The organism is Paenarthrobacter sp. YJN-5 (assembly GCF_015040095.1).
GTDB classification, from domain to species: Bacteria; Actinomycetota; Actinomycetes; order Actinomycetales; family Micrococcaceae; genus Arthrobacter; species Arthrobacter ureafaciens.
Genome location: NZ_CP053544.1, coordinates 1947299 through 1965740, shown reverse-complemented (window position 1 = coordinate 1965740; position 18442 = coordinate 1947299). Strand labels below are relative to the sequence as shown.

General features: G+C 65.5%; 14 protein-coding genes. 8 read left to right on the top strand and 6 right to left on the bottom strand.

All coding sequences use genetic code 11. The annotated features are described in order from the left end of the window. Window position 1 precedes the first annotated feature (1 nt). From HMI59_RS09390 to HMI59_RS09380, 3 genes are read right to left on the bottom strand one after another with little or no spacing between them, the layout of a single operon-like run. Complete coding sequence (locus HMI59_RS09390; protein WP_193593482.1) at window positions 2-3118, bottom strand: type I restriction endonuclease subunit R; 3117 nt, start codon at window positions 3116-3118, stop codon at window positions 2-4. After that, complete coding sequence (locus tag HMI59_RS09385; RefSeq protein ID WP_227471594.1) at window positions 3115-4281, bottom strand: hypothetical protein; 1167 nt, start codon at window positions 4279-4281, stop codon at window positions 3115-3117. The genes HMI59_RS09390 and HMI59_RS09385 overlap by 4 nt, the downstream gene beginning before the upstream one ends. A gap of 47 nt (window positions 4282-4328) precedes the next feature. Next, window positions 4329-6275 (bottom strand): class I SAM-dependent DNA methyltransferase, encoded by a 1947-nt coding sequence (locus HMI59_RS09380; protein ID WP_193593481.1) that lies wholly within the window; start codon window positions 6273-6275, stop codon window positions 4329-4331. A 434-nt stretch (window positions 6276-6709) separates the two neighbouring features. On the opposite strand from HMI59_RS09380, the gene HMI59_RS09375 reads away from it, so the two are divergent. Both HMI59_RS09375 and HMI59_RS09370 read left to right on the top strand, forming a co-directional pair. Continuing rightward, on the top strand, window positions 6710-8176 hold the full coding sequence (locus tag HMI59_RS09375; RefSeq protein ID WP_193593480.1) for a recombinase family protein: 1467 nt from the start codon (window positions 6710-6712) through the stop codon (window positions 8174-8176). 68 nt (window positions 8177-8244) lie between these two features. Continuing rightward, on the top strand, window positions 8245-8958 hold the full coding sequence (locus HMI59_RS09370) for a hypothetical protein (protein ID WP_193593479.1): 714 nt from the start codon (window positions 8245-8247) through the stop codon (window positions 8956-8958). A 40-nt stretch (window positions 8959-8998) separates the two neighbouring features. On the opposite strand, the gene HMI59_RS09365 is transcribed toward HMI59_RS09370, so the two are convergent. Both HMI59_RS09365 and HMI59_RS09360 read right to left on the bottom strand, forming a co-directional pair. Beyond that, a complete protein-coding gene (locus HMI59_RS09365; RefSeq protein WP_193593478.1) occupies window positions 8999-9178 on the bottom strand; it encodes a hypothetical protein in 180 nt (59 codons plus the stop codon). 9 nt (window positions 9179-9187) lie between these two features. Further along, window positions 9188-10036: a hypothetical protein gene (locus HMI59_RS09360; RefSeq protein ID WP_193593477.1), complete on the bottom strand. Its 849-nt coding sequence runs from the start codon at window positions 10034-10036 to the stop codon at window positions 9188-9190. Between the two features lie 216 nt (window positions 10037-10252). On the opposite strand from HMI59_RS09360, the gene HMI59_RS09355 reads away from it, so the two are divergent. Further along, a complete protein-coding gene (locus tag HMI59_RS09355; protein WP_193593476.1) occupies window positions 10253-11425 on the top strand; it encodes a hypothetical protein in 1173 nt (390 codons plus the stop codon). On the opposite strand, the gene HMI59_RS09350 is transcribed toward HMI59_RS09355, so the two are convergent. Next, window positions 11406-11897 (bottom strand): helix-turn-helix domain-containing protein, encoded by a 492-nt coding sequence (locus tag HMI59_RS09350; RefSeq protein ID WP_193593475.1) that lies wholly within the window; start codon window positions 11895-11897, stop codon window positions 11406-11408. The genes HMI59_RS09355 and HMI59_RS09350 overlap by 20 nt on opposite strands. Before the next feature lie 442 nt (window positions 11898-12339). Here HMI59_RS09350 and HMI59_RS09345 point away from each other — a divergent pair, with 442 nt between their 5' ends. The 5 genes from HMI59_RS09345 (at window position 12340) to HMI59_RS09325 (ending at window position 18396) form a co-directional block, all read left to right on the top strand. After that, the gene (locus HMI59_RS09345; RefSeq protein ID WP_193593474.1) at window positions 12340-12723 is read left to right on the top strand and encodes a hypothetical protein; all 384 of its coding nucleotides are present in this window, start codon (window positions 12340-12342) and stop codon (window positions 12721-12723) included. Between the two features lie 172 nt (window positions 12724-12895). Next, window positions 12896-14197: a hypothetical protein gene (locus HMI59_RS09340; RefSeq protein WP_193593473.1), complete on the top strand. Its 1302-nt coding sequence runs from the start codon at window positions 12896-12898 to the stop codon at window positions 14195-14197. A 58-nt stretch (window positions 14198-14255) separates the two neighbouring features. After that, a complete protein-coding gene (locus HMI59_RS09335; RefSeq protein ID WP_193593472.1) occupies window positions 14256-16547 on the top strand; it encodes a phage tail tip lysozyme in 2292 nt (763 codons plus the stop codon). Between the two features lie 164 nt (window positions 16548-16711). After that, window positions 16712-17674, top strand: coding sequence for a hypothetical protein (locus tag HMI59_RS09330; RefSeq protein WP_193593471.1), 963 nt, complete (start codon window positions 16712-16714; stop codon window positions 17672-17674). After that, window positions 17674-18396, top strand: a complete 723-nt coding sequence (locus tag HMI59_RS09325) for a hypothetical protein (RefSeq protein WP_193593470.1) — start codon at window positions 17674-17676, stop codon at window positions 18394-18396. Before HMI59_RS09330 ends, HMI59_RS09325 begins: the two co-directional genes overlap by 1 nt. The last annotated feature ends 46 nt before the right edge of the window (window positions 18397-18442 follow it).

Here is an 18442-nt window from a genome sequence, read left to right as displayed (position 1 = left end):
CTCATTCCGCTGCCGGGTCGGAGCCCGCGTCTGCGTCGGGGCGGTGCTGGGCATGGAGCGCGTCCGCCGCGATGTCGGCGATCTGCCCTATGAAGGCCGGATCCGTCATGTACGACTGGATCTCCTTCGACTCGTTGACTGTCTTCAGCACCGCGAGCCCTACGGCACCGCTGAAGCCCTCGGATGCCTTGAGCTGGGCGACGGTGTTGTTCTTCGCCATCGCCACGGCCTCCTCGTTGGCGTCAAGGAAACCCCAGAAGGTCGTGATGAAGCCGGAGACGCTCTCAGGACTCACATCGACGCCTTTGGCCTTGAACATCTCGTTGACCTTGTCGATGGCCTCGTCCAGGGGACCCTTCTTCGGGGTGGCGCTGCCGCCGTACTCGCCGTCGAAGATCGGGAGCTTGATGCCATCCTGGCTGCCTTCGCTGAGAGAGTGATCCTCCTCGATGGCGGACGGGACGAGCTTGACGCCTGAGAGCTGCACGCCCTCGAGGAAGCTGTCGTCCCGGTCGTCGCCGTCAGCGTGGAGGTTGCGTCCCAGCAGGGTCGCGAGGATGGCGCGGCGGTGCAGCTCCGGGTCCTGGTAGTCGACGATCTGGCTGAGGAACTGCCAGGCGTTGCGGTAGCCGAGGACGTCGGCGCGGAACGACTGCAGCACCTCCTTCTGCTTCTTGTCCTTCGAGAGCACGGCTTGACGCCACTGGCCGCTCCAGCGGTTCTTGATCGGGGCCAGCACCTTGGCGATCGCCTCGCCGCCGGCCTCAGTCAGGAACGCGTCGGCGACGGCGTCCATCTCCTCGTGGGTGTAGAGCCCTGCCGTGTCGAGCCGCTCGCCGAGTGTGATCAGGGCGTTCGGGTCCACGTCACCGTCGACGTGCGCGTCGGAGTAGTAGAGCTTGAAGTCGGCTTGGACGCTCGCCGGTGTGTTCCGGAAGTCGACGACCATCGGCGCGGTTTTGCCAGGGTAGATCCGGTTCAGCCGCGAGAGGGTCTGCACGGTCGCGACGCCGGAGAGCTTCTTGTCGACGTACATGCCCATCAGGCGCGGCTCGTCGAAGCCAGTCTGGAACTTGTTCGCGACGATGAGGACGCGGTAGACGCCCTGCTCCCGGAACGCCCGGCTGACGTCGCTGACGCCATTCACCGACACCTCTGTGACGCTCTCGCCGTCCTCGTCGGTTAGCGAGCCCGAGAACGCGGCGAGCGTGTGAAGGTCGTACCCTTTCTCGGCGATGTACGCGTCCATCTTCCGGGACCAGCTCAGCGCTTCCATGCGTGAGCTGGTCACGACCATGGCGCGCGCCTGGCCGCCAAGGAGCGGTTGCACGTTGCGTCGGAAGTGCTCGACCACGACCCGGACCTTCTGTGCGATGGCGGTCGGGTGGAACCTTGCGTAACGGACGATGCTCGAGACCGCCTCGCCGGTGTTGACCTGGACCTCGCTCTCCGACTCTTTGCCCTTGAGGGTCTTCTTTACCCGGAGGAACATGTCGTAGGTCGAGTAGTTGGTGAGGACGTCGAGGATGAAGCCTTCCTCGATCGCCTGCGCCATCGTGTACGTGTCGAAGGCCTCCCAGCGCTCTCCGACCTGGGTACCGAACAGACGCAGGGTCTTCCCCTTCGGCGTCGCGGTCAGAGCGACGAAGGTGATGTTGGCCGAGGCCGCGATGGCAGAATCCTTCGCCGCCATGAGATCCTCAGCGCTGATCTCCTCGTCCGGGTCGAGGTCGACGTCGACGAGGAGCTCCTTGAGCTGATTGGCCGCGGAGCCTGACTGCGATGAGTGCGCTTCGTCGGCAACGACGGCCCAGCGCCTTCCGCGCAGTTCTTCGGTGTCCTCGATGAGCTTCATGACCTCAGGAAAGGTCTGCAGGGTGCACGTGATGATGTGGTCGCCCTCGATGAGAGCCTTCTTGAGCTGCGGAGACTTCGCCCCGGACTTCTCGCCCACGGCGACGACGAGGCCCGTGCTCGACTGCACCAGGTTCATGTCGTCGCGGATGTTCTCGTCGAGGACGGTGCGGTCGGTGACGACGATGACCGAGTCGAATGTCGACTTCGAGTCGGCGCTCATGTGGCGGATCAGTCGGTGGCTGAGCCAGGCGATGGTCTTTGTCTTGCCCGAGCCGGCCGAGTGCCAGATCAAGTAGCGCTTGCCCGGGCCGTTCGCCTCGACGTCGGCGACCACGCGCTCGACCGCCCGCAGCTGGTGGAACCGCGGGAAGACCAGTCGGCCGTCGTCCTTGTTGCCGGACTTGCCCGGCTCGAAGAGCGCAAAGTCCTTGAGGATGCGCATGAAGGTCGGACGAGCAAGGATTTCGCGCCACAGGTAGTTGGTCGATGAGCCCGTGCTCGACGAGGGAGGGTTGCCCTCGTGCCCTTCGTTGCCCTGGTTGAAGGGCAGGAAGATGGTGTCCCCGCCCTGCAGCTTGGTCGTCATGTAGACGAGGTCGTTGGACACCGCGAAGTGCACGAGAGCGCGGCCGGGAGCGAGGAGCGGGCGGTTCCTGCCGGGCTTGCGGTCTTCCTTGTACTGGCGGATCGCGTGGTTGACGGTCTGCGTGTTGTCGGTCTTGAGCTCAAGAGTGACGACCGGCAGGCCGTTGGCGAGGAGCACGACGTCAATGCTCTCGTTGGTCTTTGTGTCGAAGCGTACCTGGCGAAGGATGCGCAGCCGGACCGAGTCTGCCGCCTCGACGACCTCGGTCAGGTTCGGGTTCGCTGGCGGGAAGGCCAGCATCGGCCCGAACTTCGCGGCGGGACGGCCGATCTGAGCATAGGAGAAGCCCTTGCGCAGCACGCCAAGCAGGCCGCCGACGGGGTGACCAGTCGTCGGGTCCATGCGCGTCGTTTTGGCGAGCTCTTTGGTGATGTGTTCGAGGATCTTCCGCTCAGCGGTGGCCTGCTGCTCGCCGACCAGATCCTCGGGGACGGCCTTCTCGTACTCGTCCGGATACTGGGTGCTAAGCCAATTCAGCACGTCGGCGGGCAGCATCGCCAGGCCTACGTCCCAGCCGATCGGCTTTCCGTCGTCCTCGTACAGCCAGCCACGGTCGGCCAGCTCGGAGCAGAGATTCGTCTCGAACTCGCGCTCCATAAGTTGCGCGTGGCTCACGCGATTTCCTTCCGTCCGGTTACAACGTCGAGCAAGAAGGTAGACGAGTGCTCCACGAGGAGGTCTCGAAGTCTGGCGATCTTCCCCAACATCTCGTCGATGCGACCAGTGACGTCGTCGAGATGACCTGCAATGCGCCTCTGCTCGTCCATGGGAGGCAGGGGCAGGGGCATCATGTCCAGCGCGATCTTCGTGACCCGCTGGGCATTTGGGCGGACGCCTGTGCCGATGGCCCCGAAGTAGTCCACGTAGCGAGGGCTCCGGAGCAGATGGTGTACGTAGCGGGGGTAGAAGCGGGGCGAAATCCAGAACGCCTTATAGTCAGGGCTGATATAGCCGGTGAGTGACGACACCCCTAGTCCGCCGTGGTTGAGCCACATCATATTGGCGGCAAGTTGGCTAGGCCTCACAACCCGATAGTTTGCAACGTCCTGCGACGCCTGCTGACCATCGGTTCGAGAGTTCAGCTCGACTCCTCGGTACTCAGAGATCGAGAGCAGAGGTCCTGGCGGATCGTCGCCGTTCCGCTCGGTGCTCTCGGTGAAGTCGTAGCCGAACTTCGTGCGGTCCCAGTGCTCAGGCATGCCGGACAACGGGGACTTTGCGTCCTCGTGCCGGCGCGAGTCATCTTCGGCGAGGCCGAACAGGGCAGCAGTATCGATCGCCCGTGCTCGCAGCGAGTCGGTGAGTTCATCGAGCTTCGCAACCATAGCGTCGACCTCGTCGAGCTTGGCCGCGAGGCGGCGTTGGACATCCAGCGGCGGAAGGGGGACCCGAATGCGCGACATCCGCGTGAAGTTCGTCGACCACAGGTCATCGACAATTCCGGTGCCCCAGCGGAAGAATTCGTCCTGAAACGCGATGCTGCGGAACAGGTGGTGGCCGTACTCGGGGATCAGGAGGTCTGGCCTCGGAGTCATGACGGAGTATACGACCGAGACGCTCCCGTCCTGGCGCGCCAGCCCAGACGCCCCGCGCCTGTCGGATCGCGAGTTAATGACCAAGTCGCCGGTTCGAACAAGCTTCCGATCGCCTTCCGTCTGCGACTTGGCGACGCCGGCAAGCTGGGGCGTGACACCCAGCTTGCCGACCGACAGTGGTGGGTACGCGGTCTCGTCGACCTTCTCGTTCCGCTCGACGACGATAGACCCGATGGGAGCCATAACGAAGGCGGAACTCTCGAGCAGCGACTGGTGAACCGCCCGAACTGTCACTGATCGCTCACCAGCTTGAACATGTCGGCGAGTTCGCCCATGAGGCTCTGCACCTCGGCGTCAATCTCGTCTAACGGTCGCGGGGCGCGGGGCGTGTAAAAGATCCGCGTGAACGGAATCTCATTGCCGTGCTTCGCTTTGCTCTCGTCCCACTGGACATCAGGAGAGAATGGGACCACCTCGCGTGCCATGTGCTCATCCAGATCCTCGCTCAGCGGCACGCGTTCCGTCATCTTCCACCCGCTCGATGTGACGGCATTTCCCTTCCGATCGATGGCGGGCGGCGCTGAGTCATCAGGCACTGCCATCGCCTTCATTACAGCGTCCACCAGGCCCAGCGGGGCCTTCAGCCCGGCTGCTTTCGCTGCCTTCGGGAAGGCTTTTGGCAGGTCGTTCCAGTTCGTACCGTCGAGCGATTCGAGCACGGCCGTGTGGTCTTCCGTGAAGTCTTTGCGCTCGCGAAGGCCCTCAACGACATCGTCGCTGAATCGCGCGGCGAAGTGAGCCTGCTTGTAGACGGGGACGTCTCGGAATCTGAAGTCGTCCGGAGTGAGCACGCGGGAGATCTCAGGATCCGCTTGCTCGAAAGCCTTGTACGCCTCGAGCACCGGATCCCGGTCCGCTGGGCTCATCTCGCGGCGCTTCTCGCCCATCGGCCTGCGCAGCAGAGTCCACTGGTCTGATCCGTCAATCAGCTGGATCTTGCCTTCGCGTTCCGGGTCCTTGTTTGTATCGAGGATCCACACATAGGTCGGGATACCGGTCCCGTAAAACATGCCGGGCGGCAGGGCAACGATGGCGTCGATCAGGTCCTCTTCAAGGAGCCACTCACGGATGGCCGTCGGCCCCTTGTCTCCGTTGAAGAGCGGAGCCGCGTTCGAGACTACTGCTGCACGTCCTCCCTGACCGTTCTTGCCGGCCGGGCTGAGCTTTGACGCACAGTGCGCCAGAAACAGCATCTGTCCGTCACTGATGCTCGGGAGGCCGTGGCTGAACCGAGATCCCAGCTTCTTAGCCTGCTCCCGCACGGACTTCTCCTCGACCTCCCAGTCCATGCCGAAAGGTGGGTTCGAGAGCACGTAGTCGAAGGTCTGCCCCTCGTAGAGGTCCTCGAGGAGAGTGTTGCCATGCTTGATCGCGTCGGGGCGGCCACCCTGGACGAGGAGATCCGCCTTGCCGAGGGCGAAGGCAGAGGCCATGAGCTCCTGACCGTAGAGCGTGACGTCGACCTTCTCGTTGGTGCGCTTCAGGGCCTCCTGCGCGATCAGCAACATGCCGCCGGAGCCGGCCGTCGGGTCGTAGACCGAGCGCGCGGCGTGGTCAGCCGCGATCATGTCATCGTCGCCGCCGACTAGCACGTCGACCATGAGCCGAATCGCGTCACGCGGCGTGTAGAAGTTACCAGCTGCCTTACCTTTTTTATTGAAGGCCCGGTACATGACGTCCTCGAAGACGTCACCCATGCCTGTATTGCTGAGGCTGGTTGGGCTGAGGTCGAGCGTGGAGAAGTGCTTGACGACGGCGTGCAGGCGGTTGGCGTCGGCTAGTACTTTCGCGCGCCGATTGAAGTCGAATGATACCCAGATATCGGCAATGTTGTGGGAGAACCCGTCGATGTAACTTTTGAGAGATTTGTCCACGTTGTCGTCTACAGATGCGATCGTCGCCAAGTCCAGCGGGGACACGTTGTAGAAACCCAAGCCGAACCTGTCCTTGACCGCGATGTCGATCAGGTGCTGGGGCATGCCCGCCAACGAGTCGACATACTTTATGACGTCCTCTTTGCTGTCGGCGAGCATGCACTCCAGACGGCGGAGCACCGTGAACGGAAGGATGTAGTCACCGTAGTCCTCCTCGTCGACGATGTTGCGCAGGTACTTGTCAGCGGTGTCCCAGACGATCCGCGCGGTCGTTTTCCTGGATGCCTCTGCCGACTCGGCCATACGTGCTTGCTCCTGCTTGTTCGCGATAGTTCCTGTATCAAGGACTTTACACGGTCTCGTGTATCAGTAACGTGACATCCCGCCTCGTGTCTGAGGCGAGGCAATCGCACGGAAGTAGGTACGCGCCACGTCTACGCGACCATCGCTGTGCCGAGCGGCGCACTCGCCGGGACGCCGGCCACGGTGGCTGCCGCGGTGCCGGACCGAAGGACCGCCAGGGCTTGCCCCTTCTGGTCCGCGGCTACAAGACCGGTTTCACGCTGAGCACGACGACCTAGAGACAGGCACGAGTTCGGTCCGGTGGTTCGTGCGTCGCGCCGGGCGATAGGAACCCACCCAAGCATGGCATGCGGCTGACCGCTCTTGCAGCTTGGGCACGAGCATCACCGCGCGGTTCATACGTTTATTGCATTGATCCAGTTAGGCTCAGATACGTGACCCTTGCTGCTGTGTACCTCCGCGTCTCCAAGTCCGACGACGACTCGGACGAGTCGCTGACCCTGGAGACGCAGCGACGACGCATCCGCGCCTTCTGTGAAGCGCGCGACTGGGAGTACGGCCCGGAGTACATCGACGATGGCATCTCAGCGACGAAGGCCCGCGACGCGACGACACGCTGGGCCTCGATGCTCCAGGACCTGCGCGCGGGGAAGTTCGACGTCGTCGTGGCCCGTGACCTCGACCGGCTTCTGCGCACCCTGCAGGACCTCGTCAAGCTGATCGACCTCAAAGCGAAGGTCGCGACCGTCGACGGCGACATCGACCTGACGACCGCCGATGGAGAGTTCAGGGCGACCATGCTCGCCGCGGTGGCAAGGTTCGAGATCCGGCGCAAGTCTGAGCGAGCCATCCACGCTAACGAGACAAGGCGTCGTCGCGGGATCCCCATCGGCCGCGTGCGGATCCTTGGCTACGACGACGATGGGGTGACTCAGATCGACGACGAGGCGGCGGCTGTCAAGAAGGCGTTTGAGGACTACCTCAACGGCACGGGCATGGCTCAGATCGCCCGCGACCTCAATGCGCAAGGCTTCACGACGAGCCGAGGCCGGCCTTGGGGCACCCACAACCTGCGCTCGATGTTCGGCAATACCCGATACAAGGGGATCATCTCGAAGTGGGAGTCTGACGACAAGAAGCGGGCAGCAGGCGCGAGGATGTCCGACAAGTCCTATGCGGGCGACTTCGATCCCATCGTCACGGCGGACGTCTGGGACAGTGTCCAGCTGCTGCTCAACGACCCGCTTCGCGAGCGGGACTGGGGGACCGACCCGAAGTACCTGCTCAGCGGAATCGCCCGATGCGGGCGCTGCGACGACGACACGCGCCTGTTCACGCAGTATTACCAGCGCTCGGCGTACACGGGGAAGGACGGCGTGTACAGGGAGTTCGAGCCGAAGAGGCTGTACGCCTGCCTCAAGCACAAGCATCTGTCGCGGACGGCGCAGCCCGTCGACGACTTCGTCGAGGAGCAGGTGCTGTGGCGTCTGAGCCAGCCGGACGCCATCGCGCTGTTCGACATCGCCGAGGACAAGTCGATCGATCGAGACAAGCTGCAGGACGAGCTCGATGAGCTGCGGAAGAAGTACAGCGGGCTCGCACGCCTCTTCACCGCGGGAATCCTCGACGAGGAGGGCGTCCGGGAGGAGTCGGGGCGCATCCGCGGCCTGATGCTCAAGATCGAGGGACAACTCGCTCCGCCTCCCAGCAACCCGGGGCGAGACCTGCTCCGCGGAGGGAACCTCATCGAGGAGTGGAAGGACCTGGAGCTCTCGCGCAAGCGCTTCATCCTGGAGAAGATCGCGACGGTCACGATTCTGCCCGCCCCGCCTGGGAGCGGTCGCTCGCGCGGCTTCGACTCCTCTCTCGTGGATATCGACTTCACTCCTCCGTCGACATAGAGGATTAGCCAAGGCCATCGCATAGGTCATTTGATAGATGAGTCGAATCGTGTACAGTCATCTATCAGATGACCATTCGATTCGACCCCCGGCAGACTGACCAGGCGGTCTTCGATCTTCCCGAGGGGGGACGTATGCGCCTGGACGTGATGACAGCGGCCGACAAGTACGGCTGCAACCACGAGACGCTTCGACGCCTGTTCAAGCAGGGCGGCATCGAGGGGCGATACGAGACGTACCCCGGGCGCAACGGATCCGTCCAGAAGAGGCTCACCTTCGACGAGGCCGATCTCGAGGCGGCCTTTGCAGGCCCGCTGGCGCACATCCGCGATCGCGCGAACCACACCGTCGACTTCGGCGATGCAGGCCGGCTCGACGTGCACGAGGCGGCTCAGCGGCAGAACTGCAGCGAAGCCCGGATTCGCCAGTCGTTCAAGCGTGGCGACCTGCGAGGCGAATACGCGATGCTCCCAGGCCGCGGAGGACGTCTGGTGAGGAAGCTCACCTTCGACGAGACAGCCCTGGACGAGTGCTTCGGCAGGGAGATGACGGCCCAGGCCAGGCATGAGGCGCATGTGGCGAAGATCCGGGCGACGGCGGTGCCGCTTACCGATGAGCAGAAGAGCGCGATCGCCTCGGTCTTCATCGACCACCTGCGGGAGAAGCGTGCAGCCGAGCGGGCGGCGGCCTACGGCGCGGCTGACGCCGTCGACGAATCGGAGGAGTTCGACGAGGACGACGAGGACCAGGTCCAGCGCGTTGGCCTTATTGCGGCCTCATGATGCCTCCCGACGACGAGGCTCCTTCAGCTGGTGTTTCCGCTCACACCTCGTCGAACGGCAGAACGATCTTCTTTTCGCCAGGATCGACGGGGCTCCCCGGAATCATGTCGGACACCTGCCGGGGATGGTCCTGGTACAGCGCGTCGGAGGCAGCCTGGTCGTAGACCTCGCCGGCCGCCTTCTCGTCAACGTCGAACACCTGACCCCAGTCGAATCCCATGGGTCGATCCTAACTTCGCTGCTCGTACTCGACGAGGATCGCGGCGACGCGTGCCGTCAGCTCGTCGGCCCTGGCGTAGACCTCCTCGCGCTCCGCGTCGGTGAACTCGCGCACGGGCGCGCGGGGTTCGGGCTCGGGGGTTGGCATCGGGCCTGGCCCGTCCAGCAGCGCGTCGATCGCTCGGACGACGACCGACATCGACGACGGATGCAGGGATGAGTATGGGTCCATCCAGCCCCACCGGTCGATCGCGGGCAGCACCCCGACGCAGGTGAGCCAGTCCGGGCTGGGGTCGGGCAGCTCGTGCCGGTGACCCGCCATCTGGTCGTCGCGGCGGTGGGCCAGCGACCTCAGGCCGGTGCGCGACCAGCCGCTGTTGGTGCCAATGACCTCCAGCCACGACCACACGGCGCAGGCAGGGCAGGACGCCGGGTCTTCGGCCACGCCGATGCGCGGACGCAGTCTCTGGACGTCCTCGGGCCGCAGCTGTCGGATCTCGGAGCGCGTCAGCCCCAGGCCGCCGTGCGACGCCGGAGCGATGAGCACCGCGACGAAGAGCATGCGCCGCAGGCGCAGCCTCAGCTGCCAGTCCGTCCCCCGGTCGCGCACGAGCACGTCACCTCGGGCGAGCAGCCGGCGCAGCGACGAGGGGTCGCGGCTGTGAATGGTCGGCCAGGCCGTGGCTGCAGACGACTCCCCGGCGGGGGCTGCCGCCCTGCGCAGCCGATCCAGCACTGCCTTCGACGGACCGGATTGCAGGGCGAAGGCCTGAAGCGAGGCGTCGTCGATCCGGTCCTCCGGCACGCGGGCCACGGCGCACCAGTCAGACCAGAGCTCAGGCAGCGCTGCGGTTGTCATCTTCCCGATTGTCCTCCCCTGGCCTGCGCCGGACCAGGGCGCGACGCCGGTCCGGCCATCACCTGCTCACGCGACGCCGGGCGTGCTCCACGCCCTGATAAGCGCAGTTACCAGAGACCCGACTCGAAGCAACCCCGTCAATCGCGCCAATGGGGAATCGCCACTGAAAGACCATTGCGACTTGGATTATCCGGTCAGTGAGTCGAGACTGGAGTCATGGCAGCACAGGTGAGGCTTGCAGCACTGAACGCCCCGACGGTTCCGCCTGAACCGGAGGTGGACGACGAGCTGCGCGAGCTCGAAGAAATTTCGCGTTCCCTGGAGGGACACACGCTGTCTGCTGCCACCCGGCGCGCCTACGCCACGGCGTGGCGTGCCTTTGAGGACTTCTGTACCGGCCACGGACTGGAGGCACTGCCGGCGCATCCGGAAACCGTCCGCTGGTACGTTGCCTGGATGTCCACGCAGCTCGATGACGACGGTGTGCCCCGGTTCTCCGTGGCGACCATCCGCCAGCGCCTGGCCGGCATCGGCGAGAGGCATCTGCGCGGAGGCCTCCTGGATCCCACGGCCCACCGCGGCGTGGTGGATCTCGTGCGCGGGCTGGCCAAACTGCGGGCAACCAGGCCGCGGCGAAAGCGCCCGCTGCTGCTGGATGACGTGGTCCGGATCATCGCGGCGATGGAGCACGACACATATCCGGGAGGCGTGTCGGCCACCAGGGACGCGGTGGCGCTGTGGCTGGGCTTCGCCGGGGCCCTGCGCAGGAGCGAGGCGGCGGCCCTGACGCTGGACCGGCTCGAGCTGCACGTGGTCGATGGTGTCCACGTTCATGTAGGGGCCTCGAAAGCCGACCCGGAGAACGCGCTGCCGGACGTGGTTGTGCTGCCGTTCGGGAGCTCGCCGGCATCCTGTCCCCCGTGTGCGGTGCACCGTTGGGTCGTGCTGCTCGGGCTCGCCCGGCAGGACGACGCGCGCACACGGCGTCGCGGGATCATGCAGCAGCTGTTCTCGTACGGTCTCGAGGAGCACGTCTGCGGGGCCGCCGGCTCCACGGCGCTTATCAGCAGCGCCGATCTGGCCTCGGACGCGCCCCTGCTCCGGGCAACGTACCGCAACAGGAAGGACGCCCGGATCCATGCACGGGCGGTGACCGGCGACGCGCTGCACACGATGCTGCTCTCGCGCATGGTCGAGGCGGGGATGAACCCTGCTGCCTACGGCTTCCACTCGCTGCGGGCCGGGCACGTCACCCAGGCGCGGCGCAACGGTGCGAGCACGGAGGAGATCATGCGCGCCGGCCGGTGGAGCCGGGCAGCGACGGTAGACGTCTACGACCGCGAGTTCAATCCTGCGGCACGCAACAGCGTCATGCGTCTGGGGTTGTAGACCCCTCGATGCCGGGGGAAACCCGGTGCCCGCGCTGGTCGTCCTCCTCGACCGGGACGCGGGCGTCGATGCTTTCCAGGAGGCGGAAGTCGACGACACCTTTGAGTTGAGCGCCGCCGCCGAGCACTTGAATGGCCTTGGAGAGCCGCAGCACCTCCAGCCTGTTCTTCTCCCACTCGCGCTGGGCCGCTGCGAGGTCGGCGAGGTACTGCTGCAGCTGGGCCTCGCTCTCTGCCTCCGGATCCTCGGCGACCAGGATCGCCAGGGGGACGTCCAGGGCCTTGGAGGCGGCGACCGCCTCGTCCAGGCGGACGGCGCGGATTTGCTGCTCTATCCGGGTCACCGCCGAAGGGTCGACGTTCGTTCCGAGGATCTCGGCAATCCTGCGGGCCAGCTCAGCCTGGCTGATGCCCAGGCGCTCCCTCTCCTGTCGCAGTCGGCGGGCGAAGAGGTCTCCGGGCAAGGCGTTCATCTGGTTTGGGCTCCTGGTCAGGTACATGGGCGCGAAGGGCTCAGCAAGAAGCGTATGCCGAGCCGTGCCGGAGCCGCACACCGCGCGCCCCGTCATGTGAAATCTACACGTTCTTGAGCAGAACGTCAGTCCTCCCGCCAACACCTCGTTTGCGCTGGTCTTTGAGCACATTCCGGACTCGTGTCAGACTCGTCGCTGATACGACTATGACTGATGACCTGAATGATGTAGATTGGTCACTGAAGATGTGCACGTATACGAGTCCCTAGAGAGGGGTCTGCGGCATGATTGCAGGCATTTCGTCCCGCTCATCGGGGACTCACGTCGCATCAGGAGAGACCATTGATAGGGCGCTATGCTCTGTCTAGGCGAATCGGTTGTACCAGTCGCTTCGTGACTCATGTCATGCAAGCGACCATTCGATAGGCGAGAGGAAAGAACCATGACGAAGATTTCCGAGGCGGCACTCGAGCGGGTCGTCCTGCCCACCGCGGCCTGGGACCTGACGAGCTTCCTGGAGAACGCGAAGTCCCAGATCCAGCTCTGGGGCGGGCTGCTGCTCATGCTCCTGGGTGCGGTCGGACTGGTCTGGGGCGGCGTGCTCCTGATCAAGAAGCTGATGGCCACCCCGCAGTCCGCGGGTCAGCAGCAGGGCTGGGGCACCATCGCCCTGCTCATCCTGGTCGGCGGCGCGCTTGGCACCGGTGGGTGGTCGCTGATCAACACCATCGGCTCAGGCGGCCAGAAGACCCTCGAGGACCTCGGCGGCGGCTCTGTCCTCGTACAGACGGTCAGCCACGTACTGACCAGCGGCGTCCTGGGCTAAGCCCGACGCGGGAGGAATCAACGGCCGGGCATACAAAGCGTCGACGGACCGCACCGGGTCGGTTGAGGTCACCAGGCCTCGACCGGCCCGGTGCGTCGTTTCCGAGGTCGGACGACGGCGTTGACGACGAGCAAGACAGGCAGAGCAAGGAACAGGACGAACGGGAACGGACATGGGGATCAAGGACAAGGCGCTGGCCTTCGGCAAGCGGTTCAAGCTCGACTCGCACCACGCAATCGAGCGCTTCGGGGTGTTCTTCGGCATCTTCGCTGTGATGGGGCTGGTCGTGGTGGCCGGCTCGGGTGCCGCCGCCTTCAAGGCGGGCAGCGACGCGGTGTCGCACACCGCGCTTTACAACACCGAGTTCACCTCCTCGAAGACCCAGCTCAAGGGCACGGTCGACGGGGTCTACACCAATCACGCCGGCAACAGGGCACTGGTCATGATGCGCTTTCCCGCCAGCGCGGCGATCTCATACAACGCGGCGGACTACCAGGCCTTCCTGCTGGGCACCAACGACAAGCTGCAGACCGAGAAGGTCAGCACCAGCGGAATCAGGGGCACCTTCCACGTCTTCGGCTCGACCGGTTACGTCGGGGTCCTCCTGGACGCGGACCGGCCCTTCGACCGGCAGGTGCTCAACCTGACCGTCCGCGCGAACGCCGAGCTGACCTACGACGAGCGGCAGCAGAGCAAGGACGACCAGGTCGTGGGCGACTCGAGCTTCAAGAAGTACGACCAGTGGCGCGTGATCATCAACCCGGGTGCGTCTGGCACCACCGACATCCCCGCCCTGGACGCGGCCGGCTTCGACCCGGCCCGTGCCTACTACGACGTCGTGCTGAAGACCCAGGAGCAGCAGACGCGGGGCAAGCTCGACCAGAAGCTGCTCGCGATGCGCACGAGCCTGAAGCAGGTCGAGTCGTACACCTCCGACCTGGCGACCACCAAGGTTGATGGGCTCTTCCTCCGTCCGCCGGCCGTTCCGACGTCCGTGGCAGGTGATCAGGTGGCTGGTGCCTCGGCGGCCGAGGCCAAAGACGGGAAGGCGACGCTGGAGCTGAAGACGGGCCATGTCGTGCCCGGCGGATTCGACTTCAACTGGCGCGCGGGCAACGTCTATGACGGCTACCTCGACACGCTCGTGCCCGCCGGGAAGGGCTATGTGCAGTTCCTCGCCGACAAGCGTGCCGAGGGCAGCGACAGCACGAGCCAGCAGGTCTCGGACATGAAGTGGGTCCTCTCCGACGGCACCGACCTGAAGAAGGATTACCGGTCCTCCGACGTGACGATGCGCCCGCTCACGAACGTGATGAACAACCTCTCCCAGGCCTACCAGGACTACGGCAAGGCCAAGTCGGAGTACCAGTCCGGGCTCCTGCTCGAACTGCTCGGCCTGGACGTGAAGCTGCGCGATGTGCAGTCCAACAGCACTGCGAACTCGGCAGGGGACTTCCTGACCGTCTATCACTGAGCGCGCTCCACGGAGCGGGCAGTCACCACTCAGGCATCGAGCCGGAAAGGACAAGCTTATGGCCATCGACAAGCCGACGCGGCGGGATGACCCGGCCCGGCGCGCTGAATCGTCCCGCGGGGACCGCAGGTCCGCCGACGGGGGTGCGAAGGAGGAGTCCCAGCCCCCTCGTCGCGAGGGGTCCGGCGCACGCCGCTCCGGGCCCCGCACCGGAGCGGCCTCCGCTCCCTCCCCGTCCGGGGATGCAGCCAAGGGCCTGCAGAAGACCCCGGGGGCCTCCCCCGCACCGCAGCCCGTGGACCCGACGCCTGCGGGCCGCGGGTCGAAGCACCTGGGAGACGCACCGACCCCGGACACAGCGGCGGCCGCTGGCAAGGCCGCAGGTGCGGCCGACACAGCCAGCAAGACCAGCAAGGCTGCCAAGGCTGCGAAGAGCCTCGACGGTGTCGCAGCCGGGGCGGCCGGGGGAGCTGCCCGCAAGGCGGTCGAGGGTGACGGCAGCAGCGCGGTCCGCCGCGGTGCCGGCCGGTACGCGGGAGCGGCTGCTTCGGGAGCTGTCGCCGGCGCGCAGGCCGGAGCCGCCGCCGGCGGTGTCGGCGCGCTGCCCGGGGCAGCGGTCGGCACTGCCAAGAATGTGGGCCTGGAGACCGGCAAGGACGTTGTCGACGGTGCGTCCAAGGTCACCGGCGGAGGTCCGGACGCCGAGCCTGCCGACAAGCGGATCGGTGCCGGGGGCACCGGCTATGAGCGGACCTCACAGAAGGAGGAGGAAGGCCAGCTGCTGTCCAAGACCGCCAAGGGTGTCGCCGTCGGCGGCACCGCGGCGGCCGCTCCCCCGGCTGCGGGGCTTCTCATGGTCATGGCCTTCCTGAAGTGGCTCAAGACCATGTTCTTCGCGATGCTCGCGATGGCCGCCAACGCGGCCAGCATGATCTGGGGTTTCATCCTCGGGATCGCCAAGGCGGTCGGGCACACGATCGCCGCGCCGTTCATCGCACTGGGCGGGCTGGTCGGCAAGGCGGCAGGAGCCGTGTTCGGGGTCACCGTGACGGCCACCGTCGCCCCGGCGGCCACGGCCGCATCCGGGGTGGCTGCGAGCATTGCCGCGGTGGCTGTGCTCAGTACGGTCCTCACGGGTGTGCTCGACCAGGCCGGCCTCGATGGCGGCCGCGGCTCGACCATGACCAACTGCATCGTCAACGTCAGCCGTAACGGCCCCGGCGCTGACGTCCCGGCGAGTACCGAGGCGAACGCCCGGGCGGTCTACTCCGTGCTGAAGACCTGGGGTATGCCCGAGGAGAACATTGCGGGCATCCTGGGCAACTGGTCACAGGAGTCTGGCGTGGATCCCACCAGTGTGGAGGGCATCTACAACGAGCCCTACCAGATCGGCCCGCGCAAGCAGACCGCCTGGGACGGGAACTTCACCCACAGCCCCGGCCAGTCGCACGGCGGCATCGGTCTGGGCCAGTGGTCGAACGGGCGCACCACGATGCTCCTGGACTATGCCAAGTCCAAGAACCTGGACTGGTACACCATAAAGGCCCAGCTGGTATTCATGGTGGAGGGCGACAGCCCGGGGGACGTGGCTGTGTTCAAGGACATGATCAAGACCTCGCAGGGCTCTCCCTCTGCTGCTGCATTGCACTTCCATGAGAAGTGGGAGCGCTCGGCCGACAACGCCTCACAGCTGGAGGAGCGTAAGGCCGACGCTGAGATGTGGTTCGGCAAGATGAGCGGCTGGACCGTCGACACCTCGGTCGTGGGCGGGGTCCAGGACATTGTGGGCGGCATCGTCGACACGGTCGGCGGCGGGATCCGCTCCATCTTCGGCAACTGCGACAGCGACACTAAGGTGCGCCCGGGCAGCCTCGTCGACGGCGGCATGAACGAGGAGCAGGCCCGGCAGCTGATCGACCTGTACAACCAGGAAGGCGACAAGTTCCTGGACGACAAGTACGGCGCTGGCGGACCAGGCTCCTGCGGCGACAATCACGCGATGAACTGTGTGTCGTTCTCGACCTACTTCGTGAACAAGTACACCTCGTTCCAGCAGTACCCGGCGGGAAACGGCATCCAGACGGCGCACTCGATCGCGTCCATGTCCGGCAAGCAGGTCTCGAGCACGCCGACGGCGTATTCGGTGGGCTCCGGGCCGGGCTCAGGACCCGAGGGCCATACCCTCGTCGTGCTGGGGGTCCAGGGCGACAAGGTCATTCTCGGTGAGGCCGGCTACTGCGCGTTCATGGGCCGTGTACGCATCGACAGCGCGGAGCGGATGAAGTCGGAGGGATGGGTGTTCGCTGACGTTACGGACCTCATCACGACGGGCGGCAAGCTGCCGGCGTAGCCGGCGGAAGAAGGGCCGGTGTCCGGACGATCCGGGCATCGGCCCTTTCTGCGTCCTGATCCGTGCGAAGTGACCTGTCGAATGGGAAAGACTCGTTATTGAATGACCATTACCGATAGACTTGGGAGTCATATATGAGGGCAAAGCGAGAAAGGGCGGGCATCGTGACGAGTTCGGACGATGATGCGCGTGGCAGGGCCGGGGACACGGTCGAGGACGAGGACGGCACGAAGGACGGTGACGGCGCGCCGAAGAAACTGAAGGCCCCCGCCACCCGCAGGCGTGTCAGCGGGGTCGAACTCGAGGCCCGCTTCGAGGGCTGGCGCTCCGAGCGGCGCGGAGAGCGGCAGGCACGCACCCCGGAGGAGTCGGCGCGGCGGACGCGCCTGGTCTTGAGCGCCGCGATGGGCATGGCGCTCTTCGGGCTGGCGGCGGCCGCAGGAGTGAGCGGCAAGGGATTCGAGGCGGAACACGCAGCCAACGCCGACCGGATCTCCGCGCTCCAGGTCCAGGTCGAGGATGCCAGGAGCACTCCGGTCGCCTCTGATCTGCCCGGAAAGATGACGCGGTTGATGGAGGCAGCTGCAAAGGACGCCCAGAAGGTCGCGGAGGCCCAGCAGCGCTTCGCGCAGCTGCACCACGAGGCGGCGACACAGCCCAACGCGGGCAATGGTATGCCGAACGCGGCGACACTGCAGATCGCCGAGCACCGCCGGACGCTGGCACCCCTGTTCAGCCCGCGCTCGTTCCTGGCCGACGGGAAGGGGGCCTACTCCTGGACCTCTGTGACGCCGTTCGACCCGAGCACCCAGATCGACCCGCGGTTCCCCTGGTACGTGCGCTACGAGGGTTTGAAGGCTTCCTCGCCCGAGGCATACGCCTGGTCGGTCGAGTCGGTAATGCCGGACCTCACCACCCAGGACGCCACGGGTACCAGGCGCACGGCGCGGGTGATCTGGCTATGCCGGGACACCGCGGGTGGACAGGTGCTGGCGTGGGCGAACGCGGCCTACTCCTACGACGGGAAGGCCGGGACTTTCGCCGATCTCAAGGTCGTGGTGACTGCCGCCGGCGCGGAACACCAGCAGGACGGATCGACGACGGGCAACGGAAGCGGAGAGGGCTGATGATGCAGGAGCAGCAGATTGATGGCACGGACGAAACGGCAGCGCCGGGACCGGGCTTCATGCGGCGCAACGCCCTGGTGGCGGGGGTCGCGATACTGCTGGTTACTGCCGTGACGGTGACCGGCCTGACCCGTGGGTCCCAGCGCGGCGCACTGGATCAGCAGCAGCAGACGATCACGGGCCTTCAGGGTCAGCTTGCCTCGGTCGGGACCGCGAAGTCCGAGCAGGTCGAGCAGGATGTCCTGCAGTCGCTCGGCGTGAGCCAGAGCCGGATCCACGATGACACGCAGGTCGTGGACCGCCTGGTGAAGACGGCATTCACCTGGGAGTCCGGCCAGGCCTACGAGGCCGCTCGCCGGGACCTGAAAGAGCGCTACCACCTGTCCGAGGACGAGCAGTTCCTGAAGCAGTTCATGCCGCCGGCGCGCTTCAACGAAGATGCCTCGGGCAAGCGCTACTACTACATCGACACGCAAGGGCTGAACTCGGCGGTCAATGCCGAGGCGGACCTCGAGGTCGTGAAGGTCACCGCGGACGAGTACACGTATGCCGTGCAGGTCGAGGTGGCGGTTACCTCCGATGCGGTGTCCCAGAACAAGGTGGCACCGGACCGGGTCAAGTCTTACCGGACCGTGCTGGTGTACCTCACCGTCGACGCGCAAGGGAAGGTCTCTGGTCTGTCCGCCATTCCCGCTGGCGGTTCGACTCGTCATTCCAGATGATCCGACTCCCTTTCGACTCATCTTCTTGATAGAGTTGTACTGGTAT